Origin of the sequence: Pseudomonas sp. PDM17 (genome assembly GCF_014851985.1) — a bacterium.
GTDB lineage: Bacteria > Pseudomonadota > Gammaproteobacteria > Pseudomonadales > Pseudomonadaceae > Pseudomonas.
The window spans coordinates 436,985-450,160 of the sequence record NZ_JACVAT010000004.1 but is presented as its reverse complement, the minus strand read 5'-3'; the positions used below and the strand labels follow the sequence as shown (position 1 = coordinate 450,160).

The window sequence follows — 13,176 nt, the reverse complement described above, 5'->3', positions numbered from 1 at the left end:
TACGGAGCAAGCGTCTGAGCATGTCCAGCAGTCCTTTCGTGTCGGTGCTGATCCCGGCGAAGAACGAGGCCGAAAACCTTCCCGCCCTGCTCGAGGAAGTCCGCGCCGCTCTGGCCGGGGAAAGCTTCGAAGTCATAGTGGTGGACGACGGCAGCAACGATGCCACGCGCAGTGTGCTGCAGGGCTTGCAACAGGGCGGCTACAGCCAGCTGCGGGTGCTTGCCCACGAGCGCTCGCTGGGCCAGAGCACCTCGATCTATCACGCCGCCGAGGCCGCGCGCGGCCACTGGCTGGCGACCCTGGACGGCGACGGGCAGAACGACCCGGCGGACATCCCCGGCATGCTCGCGCTGGTGCGCGCGGCAGACTGCCCGGCTGACCTTAAGCTGATCGCCGGCCACCGCGTGAAGCGCCAGGACAGTGCGAGCAAACGTTGGGCCTCGCGCTTCGCCAACCGCCTGCGCGGGCGCCTGCTGCGCGACCAGACCCCGGACACTGGTTGCGGCCTCAAGCTGATCGAGCGTGAAGCCTTCCTGCGCCTGCCGTACTTCGACCACATGCACCGCTTCATCCCCGCGCTGATCCAGCGTCACCAGGGCAGCATGCGCGTGTACCCGGTCAACCACCGGGCGCGCAACGCCGGAGTATCCAAGTACGGCAACCTCGATCGTGCTCTGGTGGGTATCCTCGACCTGATCGGCGTCTGGTGGCTGATCCGCCGCACGCGCCTGGACGCCCTGCCGCACGAGCTGGGCCGCTGAACCATGAGCGTCCCAAGCTCCTCCCTGAGCCTGCTTAACCGCGCACAGTTCACCTGGTGGCGCCGCTGCGCCGGGCGGCCCTGGCTGCTGCTGGTGCTGGCGGCGTTGCTGCTGGGCGCCGGGCTGGGTCTGCGCCAGCCGAGCAACGTGGATGAAGAGCGCTTCCTCGGTGTTGCGCTGGAAATGCTGCAGAGCGGCGACTGGCTGATTCCCCACCGCGCCGCGGAAATCTACCCGGACAAACCGCCACTGTTCATGTGGCTGCTGGCGACCCTGGTGCGCCTGGGCATCGCGCCGAACCTGGCGCTGTTCCTGCCGGCGTTCCTCTCCGGCATGGTCGCCACTGCCTGCCTCTACGACCTCGGCCGGCGCCTGTGGAACCCTCGCATCGGCCTCGTCGCCGGGCTGCTGTTCCTGGCGACCTACCAGACCTGGTCGGTGCTGCGCGACGGCAGCATCGACGGCTTCCTCTGCCTGTGGACGAGCCTGGGCGTCTACGGCTTGTGCCGGCACCTGCTGCTGGGGCCGGCGTGGCGCTGGTTCTATGTCGCCTGCGCGGCGATGGGGCTGGGCGTCATCAGCAAGGGCGTGGGTTTCCTGCCGGCGCTGATGCTCATTCCCTATGCCTACGCGGTGCGCCGGCAGTGGTCCGGCGTGGTTGCGATGCCCGGCCAGGCGAGGCGCTGGTGGCTGGGCCTGCTGGTGGCCCTGGCTTCGATCCTGCTGTGGCTGCTGCCGGTGGTGCTGCACGTGCTGAGCAGCGGCAGCGCCGACGGCCGCGCCTACCTCGACGACATCCTCCTGCACCAGACCGCCAGGCGCTATGCCAGCGCCTGGCAGCACCAGGAACCGTTCTGGTACTTCTTCGCCAAGGTCATCCCGCAGTACTGGCTGCCGCTGGTGCTGGCGCTGCCCTGGATGGTGCCGGCCTGGCGCCGCCAGCTGGTGCACCGGGATGGCCGCGTGCTGGTGCTGCTGGGCTGGGTCGTGCTGGTGCTGCTGTTCTTCAGCCTCAGCAGCGGCAAGCGCAAGCTCTACATCTTCCCCGCGCTGCCCGGCCTGGTGCTGGTCATGGCGCCACTGCTGCCCTGGCTGCTGCGCCGCTGGTTCGCCGAACGGCCGTGGGCGCGCAAAGTCTTCGTCGGCCTGGCGCTGGCCTGGTTCGCCGCCTGGTTCGCCCGTGGCTTCATCGAACCGCTGAAGAACCCCGGCGATGACCGCCGGCCGCTGATGGCCGAGGTACAGCGTCTGAGCGAAGGCCGCGAGCTGGTGCTGACCCACTGGCGCGAGGGCCACTGGCTCTACGCCCGCCAGCCGCTGGTGCACTTCGGCATCGACACCCCGAACCAGACCGGGAAGGCCCTGACCTGGCTGCGTGCTCACCCGCAGGCGCTGGCGATGGTCCGCGCCGAGGACCTGGAGCGCTGCTTCCGACCTGAAGTCGCCCGCGAGGTGAAGGGCGATTACGAGGAGCGCTGGTTCCTGGTTGGCGCCGAGGCCGACAACGGCCTGTGCGCCGAAGATGCCAGCGCTCCGGCCTATCGCTTTGCCTGGCAGCGCCCGCTGTCCTGAACCCCCGCGAGGAGTCCGCACGTGAGCCAGATCGTCGAGAGCATCGAAGCCCTACCGCGGAGCCCGTCGTGGCGCCGGTTCGACCGCCGCACCTGGCTGCGCCTGGCCCTGGGGCTGGCGCTGCTGGTGCCGGCGGTGACGCTGGTGCTGACCGAGCACTGGCAGCAGCGCGCCTGGTTCTACCTGCGCAGCCAGCTGCATGCCGCAGACTGGGCGGGGCGCAGCGTCTGGCTGCCCGACTACAAGGTGACCCTCGACGCGCTGCCGGTGAAGGGTATCGAGTCGGACCTGTCGGCCATCAGCTACGACTTCGACCAGGATCGCCTGCTCGCCGTGACCAACGCCGGCAACATGAAGCTGGCCGTGCTGAACAAGGCCGGCGAGATGCTCGCGCAGTACCCCATGAGCGGCTTCGAGGACGTCGAAGCGGTGGCCTACCTGGGCGGCGGGCTGGTGGCGGTGGCCGACGAGAACCTCCAGCAGATCGACTTCTTCAGCCTGCCCGAGCACCCCGGCCAGACCATCCAGGCGAGCGACGCACAGTCCTTCGCCCTGGCGATCAACCCGAGCATCCACAACAAGGGCTTCGAAGGGCTCACCTACGATCCCGACCATGACCGCCTGTTCATCGGCAAGGAACGCGGTCCGCGGCAGATCTATGAGGTCACCGGAGTGCGCGCGAGCCTGGCGGGGAAGATGCAGCTGAAGATCATCGACCGCACCGCCTGGGTGAAGCGCAGCGTGTTCGGCACCGACATCTCCGACCTGCATTACGACCGCCGCAGCGGCCACCTGCTGGTGCTCAGCGAAGAGTCGCGGCTGATCATGGAGCTGGACGATCAGGGTGGCCTGGTGAGCTTCCGCTCCCTCGGCGGCTTCGGCGACCTCAAGCACCGCGCGCCGCAGGCCGAAGGGCTGACGATGGACGCCAGCGGCAACCTCTTCGTGGTCAGCGAGCCGAACCTGTTCTACCGCTTCGAGAAGCGCTGAGCGCTGCTCAGTGGCTCTGCGCGCCGGCACCTGTGCCCTGGCGCCGCAGCAGCGCGAGGTTGCGCAGGTAGACCAGGATGCCGAAGGACTGGCCGAGGATGATGATCGGGTCCCGCTGCGCCACCGCGTAGCTGAACAGCAGCACGCTGCCGGCCATCGACAGGTACCAGAAGTGGATCGGATTGACCGGTCGCCCGGCGCGCTCGGAGAACCACAGCTGCAGCACGAAGCGCCCGGTGAAGAGCACCTGTCCCACCAGCCCGACGACGGTCCAGCAGGGATCGGCGGCTCCGAGCGCCTGGATGATCGGTTCAGGCTTGGACAACCAGCCGGGAATCACCGCCACCGCCGCCCAGGTCAGCCAGGGCCAGGCGAAGAACAGCGGCCGGCCGCCGCCATGGCGACGCTCCAGCTCCAGGTTGCGCAGGTAGATGGCCAGGCCGGCGAGCTGCCCCAGGCAGATCACCAGGTCGCGCTGGTGCGTCGCGTAGGCCAGCAGCAGCACGGCTCCGGCGCAGCTGAAATACCAGAAGTGCACCGGCATCAGGCTGCGGCGGGCGCGCTCGGAGAGAACCCACTGGACCAGGAAGCGAGCGGAGAAGGCGGCCTGCGCGAGCAGCCCGATGGCGAACCACAGTGGATTGACGGCGTTCAAGCCTGGCCCCTTGCCGGATGGACGAAAGCCGCGCACGACACGGCCTGCAGTGCTTTTCGGCAGTCTACGGAGGGGATATTTCGCTTTGGTGGCGCAGTGCGGGGGGAATCAACATTCCCCCGGTGCCTGCACGTCCGGGGGTGTGGACGGGGCACCGAGGCCAGGCGGCAGAGGCCGCTACACGAGGGGAATGGAAATCGACCTTGTCTTGTGGACAAGGTCGGGCTCCGGCCCTGCGAGGGGTACCTGACAAGTCTCCCGCAGGGCGGGGAGCGGGCCAACGATAGAAGCTGGCTAGTGGCCGGTCAATCGGAAACGACAAACGCGCGTTCGCAAGTGTCCGATATTCGAACCAAAAGGGCCGGTCGGGACCGCGGATTTCGTTAGCCGGCTATCGGAGGTGTCTATACTGTTTCTGATTGTGTCCGGGAAAACTCCGCTCCTGGAGCGACGCTCGGGCACGGACGGCAGAAGGATTTCCGTCCATCAAGACGGGACGCTGTTCCACCTGACAAGAGAATCCCCATGAACACACCTGCCGTACCGCAATACTCCGCCCACGAGCGCCGCTCGCGCATCCTCGCCATCGTCGGCGCCTCGTCAGGCAACCTGGTGGAGTGGTTCGACTTCTACGTCTACGCCTTCACCGCGCTGTACTTCGCCCATGCCTTCTTCCCCTCGGACGATCCGACGGTGCAGCTGCTCAACACCGCCGGGGTATTCGCCGCGGGCTTCCTGATGCGCCCGATCGGCGGCTGGCTGTTCGGCCGCATCGCCGACAAGAAGGGCCGCAAGACTGCGATGATGATCTCGGTGCTGATGATGTGCGGCGGCTCGCTGGCGATCGCGGTGATGCCGACCTACGCCACCATCGGTGTCGCGGCGCCGGCGCTGCTGCTGCTGGCGCGGCTGTTCCAGGGTCTCTCCGTGGGCGGCGAGTACGGCACCAGCGCGACCTACATGAGCGAAGTGGCGCTCAAGGGCCAGCGCGGCTTCTTCGCTTCCTTCCAGTACGTGACCCTGATCGGCGGCCAACTGCTGGCCGTGCTGGTGGTGGTGGTCCTGCAGCAACTGCTGACCACCGACGAACTGAAGGAGTGGGGCTGGCGGATTCCCTTCGTGGTCGGTGCCATCACCGCGGTGATCGCCTTCTACCTGCGTCGTTCGCTGCACGAGACGGCCAAGGAGTCGAACCTCAACCGCAAGGAGTCGGGCACCCTCTCCGAACTGTTCGCCCACCACAAGCGCGCCTTCTTCACCGTGCTCGGCTTCACCGCCGGTGGCTCGCTGATCTTCTACACCTTCACCACCTACATGCAGAAATACCTGGTGAACACCGCCGGCATGGACCCGAAGGTGGCCAGCGGCGTGATGACCTTCGCGCTGTTCTGCTACATGTGCATGCAGCCGCTGTTCGGCGCGCTGTCCGACCGCATCGGCCGCAAGACCTCGATGCTCTGGTTCGGCGCCCTGGGGCTGATCTTCACCTGGCCGATCCTTTCCGCGCTGAAGGCGGTGAGCAGCCCATACCTGGCGTTCGTGCTGATCATCGCGGCCATGGCCATCGTCAGCCTGTACACCTCGATCAGCGGCCTGATCAAGGCGGAGATGTTCCCGCCGCAGATTCGCGCCCTGGGTGTTGGCCTGTCCTACGCGGTGGGCAACGCGATCTTCGGCGGCTCCGCCGAATACGCCGCGCTGGGCCTGAAGACCATGGGCATGGAAGAGGTGTTCTATATCTACGTTTCGGTCATGTGCGGCGTGGCGCTGGTGGTCTGCCTGCTGCTGCCGGACCTGCGCAAGGTCAGCTACCTCAACGACGAGGACTGACCTGCGCCGGCAGCGCTAGTCGTTGCCCCGGCCACGCAGGGCGTGGTCGGGCAGCGACACGGCGATCAGCAGGGCCAGGGCGCCGAAGCCTGCGTTGATCAGGAACAGGTGCCCGAATACCCCATCCAGCGTGAGCCGTTGCGCCTCGTGGCCGGCTCCGCTGAGGCTGGCCAGCAGCGCGCTGGCTGACAGCCCGTGACCCGCCTCGCCCGCCAGCGGCTGCAGCATCGCCAGCAGCAGCGCGGACATCAGCGCGATCCCCACCGCCCCGCCCAGTGAACGGAACAGGGTGATATTGCTGGTCGCCACCCCCAAGTGTTTCGTCTCCACCGCGCTCTGCGCCGCCACCAGGCTGGTGGGGAACTGCGTACCGGCGGCAATGCCGGTGAGCAGCATGCAGACGCCCGAGAGGAAATACGCGCTCGGCGGCGTCAGCGCCAGGCCGGCAATCGCCAGCGGCATCAACAGTGCGCCACCGACGATCTGCGGCTTGTAGCGGCCAATGATCGCGGTGAGACGGCCGCAGCAGTACGCGCCGATCGGCACGCCCATGGCCAGCGGCAGCAAGTGCAGCGCGGCGCTGTCCGCGCCCGCGCCGGTGACCGACTGGAAGCGCAGCGGCACCAGCACCGACAGCGAGATCACCTGGAAGCTGGCGAAGAAGCTGATCAGCCAGCTCAGGGTGGCTGCGCGAATACCGAACAGGTGCATCGGCACCAGCGGCTCCGGCGCGCGGCGCTCCTGCAGCACGAACAGGGCGATCAGCACCACGGCGGCGACGAACAGCGCGAGCATCTGCGGGTCGTTCCAGCGCGCGCCCTGGCCGACCTCGGTGATCGCCAGCAACAGGCTGCCCAGGCCGGCGATCATCAGCATCGTGCCGAGGTAGTCGATCACCGGCTTGCGCCCCGGCACCGGCAGGCCGCGCAGGGTCTGGCGCGACACCGCGAGGGCGACCAGGCCCACCGGCAGGTTGATCAGGAATACCCAGCGCCACGACAGGTACTCGGTGAGCAGCCCGCCCAGCACCGGGCCGGCGATACTCGCCACCGCGTACATGCTGCTGAAGTAGCCCTGGTAGCGGCCACGTTCGCGCGGCGGAACGATGTCGCCGATGATCGCCTGACTCACCGACATCATGCCGCCGGCGCCGATGCCCTGCAGGACGCGGGCGAGCACCAGCTGCTCCATGCTCTGGGCGGCGCCACAGAGCAGCGAGGCGACGGTGAACAGGCCGATGGCGAAGAGCATCAGTACGCGGCGGCCGTAGAGGTCGCCGAGCTTGCCGTAGATCGGCATGGAGATGGTCATCGCCACCATGTAGCCGGAGATGACCCACGCCAGCAGGTCGAAATCGCCAAAGCCGGCGGAGATCGCCGGCAGGGAAACGGCGACGATGGTCTGGTCGAGCGCACCGAGGAAGATCGCCAGCATCAGCCCCACCAGCACGGTGCGGACCGCCGGACGCGGCTCGGACAAGGTATTCAAGGAAGGCCCCCTTCACAGCAGAGGTGCTCCGGCCGGGATGGGCGCGGGCGCGCCCAGTGTAGTGCAAGGCAGCGGCGAACTGTCACGCCTGCGCGATAGTTACCGGGCAGGAAAGGCTCTATCTCAGGGCTGACAAAGATGATGAACGAAGCGGCTGCTAGGCTTTACAGGCGAGCTATCTTGCCGTGCTGTCCTTTTTTGGAACGCAACCCGCCGGGGCGTACTCCACTGCAGAGGAATCGTCAGGTTCATTGCAGGGATCGGCGCCCGATAGTTTTTCGCGGGCCAGGCCATAGGCGAAGACTATGGAAAGGCTGGTCTATAGTTCTTCAGCCCTGTGACCAGGAGGTTTGCATGAAAGCCAATCTGCCCTCTGAGTTGCTGTCCCTGCAGTTGCCGCTGCGTATCCGCATCGGCGAGGCCCAGGCCTTCGACCTCGGCCCCGACCCGCAGGTAACTCTGGTTGTCCGCGATCCCACGCTGCTGACCGAGATCACCCATCCCAGCCTCGATATCCTCGGCCGCGCCTACGTGGAGGGCCGCATGGACATCGAGGGGCCGATGCAGGAAGTGATCGCCACGGCCGACGCCCTGAGCGCCGCGCTGGGCGATGACGACGACGATTCCGACTACGTGCGCAAAAGCCACGACAAGGCCACCGACGCCGAAGCCATCCATTACCACTACGACCTGTCCAACGCGTTCTACCAGCTCTGGCTCGACCCGGAGATGGTGTACTCCTGCGCCTACTACGAGACCGGCAACGAAAACCTGGCCAGCGCCCAATTGGCCAAGCTGCGCCACCTGTGCCGCAAGCTGCGCCTGAAGCCGGGCGAGAAGCTGCTCGACGTCGGCTGCGGCTGGGGCGGTCTGGCGCGTCTGGCGGCGCGGGAGTTCGGCGTACAGGTGCACGGCATCACCCTCAGCGAGGAGCAGCTCAAGCTCGGCCGCGAGCGGGTCAAGGCGGACGGGCTGGAAGGCAAGGTGACCCTGGAGTTGCGCGACTACCGCGACCTGCCGCGTGACGGCCGCTACGACAAGGTGGTCAGCGTCGGCATGTTCGAACACGTCGGCCATGCCAACCTGGGCCTCTACTTCCAGCACCTGTACGACGCGGTGCGGCCGGGCGGGCTGGTGATGAACCATGGGATCACCTCCAGCAACACCGACGGCCGCCCGGTCGGGCGCGGCGCGGGTGACTTCATCGACCGCTACGTATTCCCCCACGGCGAGCTGCCGCACCTGTCGCTGGCCGTCGCCCGCATGAGCGAGGCGGGGCTCGAAGTGGTCGACGTCGAAGGGCTGCGCCTGCACTATGCGCGCACGCTGGACTTCTGGAGTGCCAACCTCGAGGCCAGGCTGGCCGATGCAGCGAAACTGGTGCCCGACCAGGCCCTGCGCATCTGGCGCCTGTACCTTGCCGGTTGCGCCTATGGCTTCAAGAAGGGCTGGATCAACCTGCACCAGATTCTTGCCAGCAAGCCGCACACCGACGGCGGCCACGAAGTGCCCTGGAGCCGCCGCGACCTCTACGCCTGAGCCTGCTCAGGGATTGCCATCGGGCCTGGCTTGCCGGGCCCGATGCCTTTCCGGCGCGAGCAAAAGGCTTGCATCGAGCGGCACGGGAGGCTAAACCGCCTTTCCCCACTGACTCTTTGGTAGATGAATCATGGTGAATTTCTTCCCGGACCTGTCCCTCGTCGAACTCTCGCGCGCGCAGGCGCCCTGGCCACTATTGCTCAAGGCCGACCCCAGCCGCGAACAGCTCGAGAGCTACCTGCCCGATTCCCGCCTGCTGGCGCTGAACGAGGCAGATTGCGTGCGCGGCGTGCTGACGCTGACTCCCCGCGAGCCCGGCGTCGCCGAGATCACCAGCCTTGCGGTCGAGGACGAATGGCAGGAGCGCGGCCTGGGCCGGCGCCTGCTGCTGGCGGCCATCGAGCAGGCGCGCGAGGCCGGCCTGCAGCGCCTGACCATCGCCACCGGCAACTCCAGCCTGGCCCAGCTCGGCCTGTACCAGCGCCTGGGCTTCCGCATCGTCGGCATCGAGCCGGACCACTTCGTGCGGCATTACTCCGAGCCGATCTACGAGAACGGCATCCAGTGCCGCGACCAGATTCGTCTGGCGCTCGACCTCGGCGTCTAACCGCGCGCCCAGCGACTCACCGCCACCGCATCGTGGGCGTGCAGGCTTTCCGCATGCACCACGCGCACCTCGAAGCCTGACACCTCTTCGCGCTGCAACAGCGCCCGGTGCAGCCGGCGTGCGGCGTCTTCGCAGAACATCAGGTTCTGCCCATTGGCCAGGGCGAAGGCCTGTTCGTCGGCGCGCTTCACTGCCGTCTGCACGGCGGTGCCGAGGGCGTCTTCGGCGTGGTCGATCAGCTCGCTGAAAGCGAATGCCGGTGCGGTCGGGTCGAGTCGCAGGTTCAGCTGTGCCTCGCTGCGCTGGCTGTGCGGCGTGGCGACTATGCCCTGCGGGCTGCCGAGCCAGGCGCGGACCTCGCTGGCCTTCAGCGGGCGGTCGGCGAAGTCGGCGTCGAAGCGCTCCTGGATCAGCTGGCGCGCCAGTGCCGCCGAGCACGGGCAGGTCGAGGAGTAGGGCAGATTCAGGTGCAACTCCAGGTGCAGCGCATCGTCCTCCAGCTGCGCGTGGATCTCGCAGGCGTAGCGCTTCCAGCCGCTCAGCGGGCTGACCAGTGCCGGGCGCCGCAGCAGCAGTTCGAAACGCAGCGTCAGGCTGGCGCGCCGGGAAAGCTGTGCGTGGCTCCTGAGGAACTGCCTGAGCAGGTCATGCAGCAGCGCCGGTGAAAGCTCCGCATCCGCCAGCCCCTGCAGCGCCAGGTACAGCCGCGACATGTGGATGCCGCGCGCATCGGCTTCGTCGAGGCTGACGCCGGCGTCGGCATAGGCGGCAACGCGCTCGCCAGTGATACGCAGCGGCACGGCGATGCCTTGCATGCCGACCCAGTCGAGCGGGATGGGCAGGCGGGTGGATTGGCAGGCGATATCGGGGAGCAGGGCGGTCATGGGCGGGTCACGGTCGGCAATTGTTATAATATAACGTATTTGCTTCCCGCCGATCCCGCAATGGCCTCGTCAGCGATCATGCTGCTTGCAACCGCTGACCCGGCCGCAGGTCAGTCGCGCACTGTCACCCGTGGAGCTGCTGAAGCGGCTGATGTTGGTCCAGCCGATACCGCGGCTGGTGCCGACCCACACCTGGCCATCGCTGGTCACCCCGCTGAAGAAGGTCAGGCTGCCATAGCGCGTGCCGGTCTGCGCCCAACGTCGTCCGCTGCTTGCCTCGAAACCGCGCAGGTAGGTGTCGTGGCCCTGGGTGGCGACGCTGTAGAGATTCCCCGAATCGTCCATGCAGGCCAGCACCGAAGCCGACCAGGCGCAGCGCGCCGGTTCCTCGCCGGGGAAAGGCAGTGGCGCGGACCCGCTGGCGTGGGCGAAGGGAGCGAACAGGCAGAGCAGCAGGGCGCGGCGCAGCATCGAGGGTCTCGGCAGATGGGTGGAGCGAAGCGTCGATATCGCACGTCGGCAGGCTATTGTCGAGCGCGCATTGTTATAATATAACATAAAAGATCACTCCCTTCCGGAGACGGTCATGACCGAACAGGAACTGCTCGCCCAGCCCGGCGAGGCCTACATGAGCGAGGCGCAACAGGGCTATTTCCGCGCACTGCTGCTGGATCAGCGCGACGAACTGCAGGGGCGCATCGAGGAGGAGTTCCAGGCGCTGCAGGACACCGAGCGGGCCAGCGACGAAGCCGATGTCGCCAGCCGCGAGGAGTCGCGCCAGTGGCAACTGCGCCTGTTGGAGCGCGAGAAGAAGCTGCTCGACAAGATCGACCAGGCGCTGGAGCGCCTGGCCCGGGGCGATTACGGCTGGTGCGAGGAAACCGGCGAACCGATCGGTCTGCGCCGCCTGCTGCTGCGCCCCACCGCCTCGCTGTGCATCGAGGCCAAGGAGCGCCAGGAACGGCGCGAATTGCACGTCCGCGAAGCCTGAATTCCCTGGAGATGATCCCCGTGAACGCCCCACTCCCTGTCACCGTCCTGTCCGGCTTCCTTGGCGCCGGCAAGAGTACGCTGCTCAACCACGTGCTGAAGAACCGTGAGGACCTCAAGGTCGCGGTCATCGTCAACGACATGAGCGAAATCAACATCGACGGCCGCGAGGTGCAGCGCGATGTCAGCCTCAACCGTGGCCAGGAGCGCCTGGTGGAGATGAGCAACGGGTGCATCTGCTGCACCCTGCGCGAGGACCTGCTGGAAGAGGTCAGCCGCCTCGCCAGCGAAGGCCGCTTCGACTACCTGCTGATCGAGTCCACCGGCATCTCCGAACCGCTGCCGGTGGCCGAGACTTTCACCTTCCGCGACGAGCAGGGCCGCAGCCTGTCTGACCTGGCGCGGCTGGACACGCTGGTTACGGTGGTCGACGGGTTGAACTTCCTTGCCGACTACCAGGGCGCCGACAGCCTCGCCGAGCGCGGCGAAACCCTCGGTGAGGACGACGAGCGCTCGCTCAGCGACCTGCTGGTGGAACAGGTGGAGTTCGCCGATGTGATCCTGGTGAGCAAGATCGACCTGATCGGCAGCGCCGAGCGTGATGAGTTGCTGGCGATCCTGCGCCGGCTCAACCCGGACGCCGACATCCAGCCCATGGTCATGGGCCAGGTGCCGCTGGCGAGCATCCTCGACACCGGCCGCTTCGACTTCCAGCGCGCCGAGCGGGCGCCGGGCTGGCTCAAGGAACTGCGCGGCGAGCACCTGCCGGAGACCGAGGCCTACGGTATTTCCTCGGATGTCTACCGGGCGCGGCGGCCCTTCCACCCGCAGCGCTTCCACGACTTCCTTGCCCAGCCCTGGAGCAACGGTCGGCTGCTGCGCTCCAAGGGCTTCTTCTGGCTCGCCAGCCGCTACCGCGAGGCCGGTAGCTGGTCCCAGGCTGGCGGCCTGATGCGTCACGGCCTGGCCGGGCGCTGGTGGCGCTTCGTCCCGCGCGAGCACTGGCCGCAGGAGACTACCGAGCTGCAGGGCGTGCTGCGTCACTGGCGCGAGGACAGCGGCGATTGCCGTCAGGAACTGGTGTTCATCGGCCAGAACCTGGACTTCCCGCAGCTGTTCGCCGAGCTGGACCATTGCCTGCTGGACGATGAAGAAATGGCCGCCGGCACCACTGCGTGGAAGCGCCTGCCCGATCCGTTCGAACCCTGGGAGGCCGGCGCCTGATGCTCGCCCTCGAAACCCCCACCTGGCCGCGCCAGGTGCTCAGCGATGATCCGCAGGTGCTCGCCGAAGTGCTTGAGGAAGACGTCAACCTGGCCGTCTGGCAACGCACGCTGTACCCGGAAATCAGCAGCTTCGCCGGCTGGCTGGGGACCCAGGCGCTGGACCTGACGCAGAGCCTCGAGGTGGTCGATGAGCGCGTCGAGCTGGGCGACCTGCTGCGTCAGTACGCCATGCTCGACGGTTGCACGCTGTTTCGCAGCGACCTGCAATGGCTGGCCGAAGCCTTCGCCTGTCTGACCGGCGCGCAGCGCATCGGCCTGCGCCTGCGCAGCCTGGACAAGGCCATGTGTCCGCGCTTCCACGTCGATCACGTGCCGTTGCGCCTGGTCACCACCTACTCGGGGCCCGCCAGCCAGTGGCTGGAGGAGTGGGCCATGGCCCGGGCGCGGTTGGGCGATGCGGCGGCCGAGCCGGTCAGCCGGGCGGAGATTCGCGAGATGGCCGCCGGCGATGTGGGGCTGTTCAAGGGCGAGAAATGGGCCGGCAATCTCGGCGGCGGCATCGTCCACCGTTCGCCGCTGCCGGCACCGGGTGAACGACGCCTGCTGCTCACGCTCGACTGGCTCGGCTGAGGTT

The 13,176-nt window shown here is 67.4% G+C and carries 13 protein-coding genes; 9 read left to right on the top strand and 4 right to left on the bottom strand.

What is annotated here, in order from left to right:
- Positions 1–20: 20 nt before the first annotated feature.
- The 3 genes from IB256_RS16330 to IB256_RS16320 are packed head-to-tail and all read left to right on the top strand — an operon-like array spanning position 21 to position 3,323.
- Entirely contained in the window at positions 21–761 is a 741-nt protein-coding gene (locus IB256_RS16330) for a glycosyltransferase family 2 protein (protein ID WP_192294141.1), read from the top strand.
- 3 nt (positions 762–764) lie between these two features.
- The gene (locus tag IB256_RS16325) at positions 765–2,333 is read left to right on the top strand and encodes an ArnT family glycosyltransferase (RefSeq protein ID WP_192403281.1); all 1,569 of its coding nucleotides are present in this window, start codon (positions 765–767) and stop codon (positions 2,331–2,333) included.
- 21 nt (positions 2,334–2,354) lie between these two features.
- Positions 2,355–3,323 (top strand): SdiA-regulated domain-containing protein, encoded by a 969-nt coding sequence (locus tag IB256_RS16320; RefSeq protein ID WP_192294138.1) that lies wholly within the window; start codon positions 2,355–2,357, stop codon positions 3,321–3,323.
- A gap of 7 nt (positions 3,324–3,330) precedes the next feature.
- On the opposite strand, the gene IB256_RS30995 is transcribed toward IB256_RS16320, so the two are convergent.
- Entirely contained in the window at positions 3,331–3,978 is a 648-nt protein-coding gene (locus IB256_RS30995; protein WP_192294136.1) for a lipid-A-disaccharide synthase N-terminal domain-containing protein, read from the bottom strand.
- 525 nt (positions 3,979–4,503) lie between these two features.
- On the opposite strand from IB256_RS30995, the gene IB256_RS16310 reads away from it, so the two are divergent.
- Positions 4,504–5,808: an MFS family transporter gene (locus tag IB256_RS16310; RefSeq protein WP_192294134.1), complete on the top strand. Its 1,305-nt coding sequence runs from the start codon at positions 4,504–4,506 to the stop codon at positions 5,806–5,808.
- A gap of 15 nt (positions 5,809–5,823) precedes the next feature.
- On the opposite strand, the gene IB256_RS16305 is transcribed toward IB256_RS16310, so the two are convergent.
- Positions 5,824–7,296 (bottom strand): MDR family MFS transporter, encoded by a 1,473-nt coding sequence (locus IB256_RS16305; RefSeq protein WP_192294132.1) that lies wholly within the window; start codon positions 7,294–7,296, stop codon positions 5,824–5,826.
- Positions 7,297–7,650: 354 nt separating this feature from the next.
- On the opposite strand from IB256_RS16305, the gene cfaB reads away from it, so the two are divergent.
- Positions 7,651–8,835 carry a C17 cyclopropane fatty acid synthase CfaB gene (cfaB, locus tag IB256_RS16300; RefSeq protein WP_192294130.1) on the top strand — a complete coding sequence of 395 codons (1,185 nt, stop codon included), beginning with the start codon at positions 7,651–7,653 and terminating at the stop codon, positions 8,833–8,835.
- Positions 8,836–8,965: 130 nt separating this feature from the next.
- Positions 8,966–9,442, top strand: coding sequence for a GNAT family N-acetyltransferase (locus IB256_RS16295; RefSeq protein WP_192403279.1), 477 nt, complete (start codon positions 8,966–8,968; stop codon positions 9,440–9,442).
- Here the strand turns inward: IB256_RS16295 and folE2 are convergent.
- Both folE2 and IB256_RS16285 read right to left on the bottom strand, forming a co-directional pair.
- Positions 9,439–10,326 (bottom strand): GTP cyclohydrolase FolE2, encoded by an 888-nt coding sequence (folE2, locus tag IB256_RS16290; RefSeq protein ID WP_192294126.1) that lies wholly within the window; start codon positions 10,324–10,326, stop codon positions 9,439–9,441. The two genes, IB256_RS16295 and folE2, sit on opposite strands and share 4 nt — an antisense overlap.
- Before the next feature lie 69 nt (positions 10,327–10,395).
- Entirely contained in the window at positions 10,396–10,797 is a 402-nt protein-coding gene (locus IB256_RS16285; protein ID WP_192403277.1) for a hypothetical protein, read from the bottom strand.
- Between the two features lie 115 nt (positions 10,798–10,912).
- Between IB256_RS16285 and dksA the strand changes: the two genes are divergently transcribed.
- The 3 genes from dksA to IB256_RS16270 are packed head-to-tail and all read left to right on the top strand — an operon-like array spanning position 10,913 to position 13,172.
- Positions 10,913–11,317 (top strand): RNA polymerase-binding protein DksA, encoded by a 405-nt coding sequence (dksA, locus tag IB256_RS16280; RefSeq protein ID WP_081518815.1) that lies wholly within the window; start codon positions 10,913–10,915, stop codon positions 11,315–11,317.
- Positions 11,318–11,337: 20 nt separating this feature from the next.
- Positions 11,338–12,540 (top strand): zinc metallochaperone GTPase ZigA, encoded by a 1,203-nt coding sequence (zigA, locus tag IB256_RS16275; RefSeq protein WP_192403275.1) that lies wholly within the window; start codon positions 11,338–11,340, stop codon positions 12,538–12,540.
- The gene (locus IB256_RS16270) at positions 12,540–13,172 is read left to right on the top strand and encodes a DUF1826 domain-containing protein (protein WP_192403273.1); all 633 of its coding nucleotides are present in this window, start codon (positions 12,540–12,542) and stop codon (positions 13,170–13,172) included. The genes zigA and IB256_RS16270 overlap by 1 nt, the downstream gene beginning before the upstream one ends.
- Positions 13,173–13,176: the final 4 nt, after the last annotated feature.

Coding starts and splice junctions, on each gene's coding strand:
- IB256_RS16330 (WP_192294141.1), top strand. CDS start 21: ATGTCCAGCAGTCCTTTCGTGTCGGTGCTGATCCCGGCGAAGAACGAG.
- IB256_RS16325 (WP_192403281.1), top strand. CDS start 765: ATGAGCGTCCCAAGCTCCTCCCTGAGCCTGCTTAACCGCGCACAGTTC.
- IB256_RS16310 (WP_192294134.1), top strand. CDS start 4,504: ATGAACACACCTGCCGTACCGCAATACTCCGCCCACGAGCGCCGCTCG.
- cfaB (WP_192294130.1), top strand. CDS start 7,651: ATGAAAGCCAATCTGCCCTCTGAGTTGCTGTCCCTGCAGTTGCCGCTG.
- IB256_RS16295 (WP_192403279.1), top strand. CDS start 8,966: ATGGTGAATTTCTTCCCGGACCTGTCCCTCGTCGAACTCTCGCGCGCG.
- folE2 (WP_192294126.1), bottom strand. CDS start 10,326: ATGACCGCCCTGCTCCCCGATATCGCCTGCCAATCCACCCGCCTGCCC.
- IB256_RS16285 (WP_192403277.1), bottom strand. CDS start 10,797: ATGCTGCGCCGCGCCCTGCTGCTCTGCCTGTTCGCTCCCTTCGCCCAC.
- dksA (WP_081518815.1), top strand. CDS start 10,913: ATGACCGAACAGGAACTGCTCGCCCAGCCCGGCGAGGCCTACATGAGC.
- IB256_RS16270 (WP_192403273.1), top strand. CDS start 12,540: ATGCTCGCCCTCGAAACCCCCACCTGGCCGCGCCAGGTGCTCAGCGAT.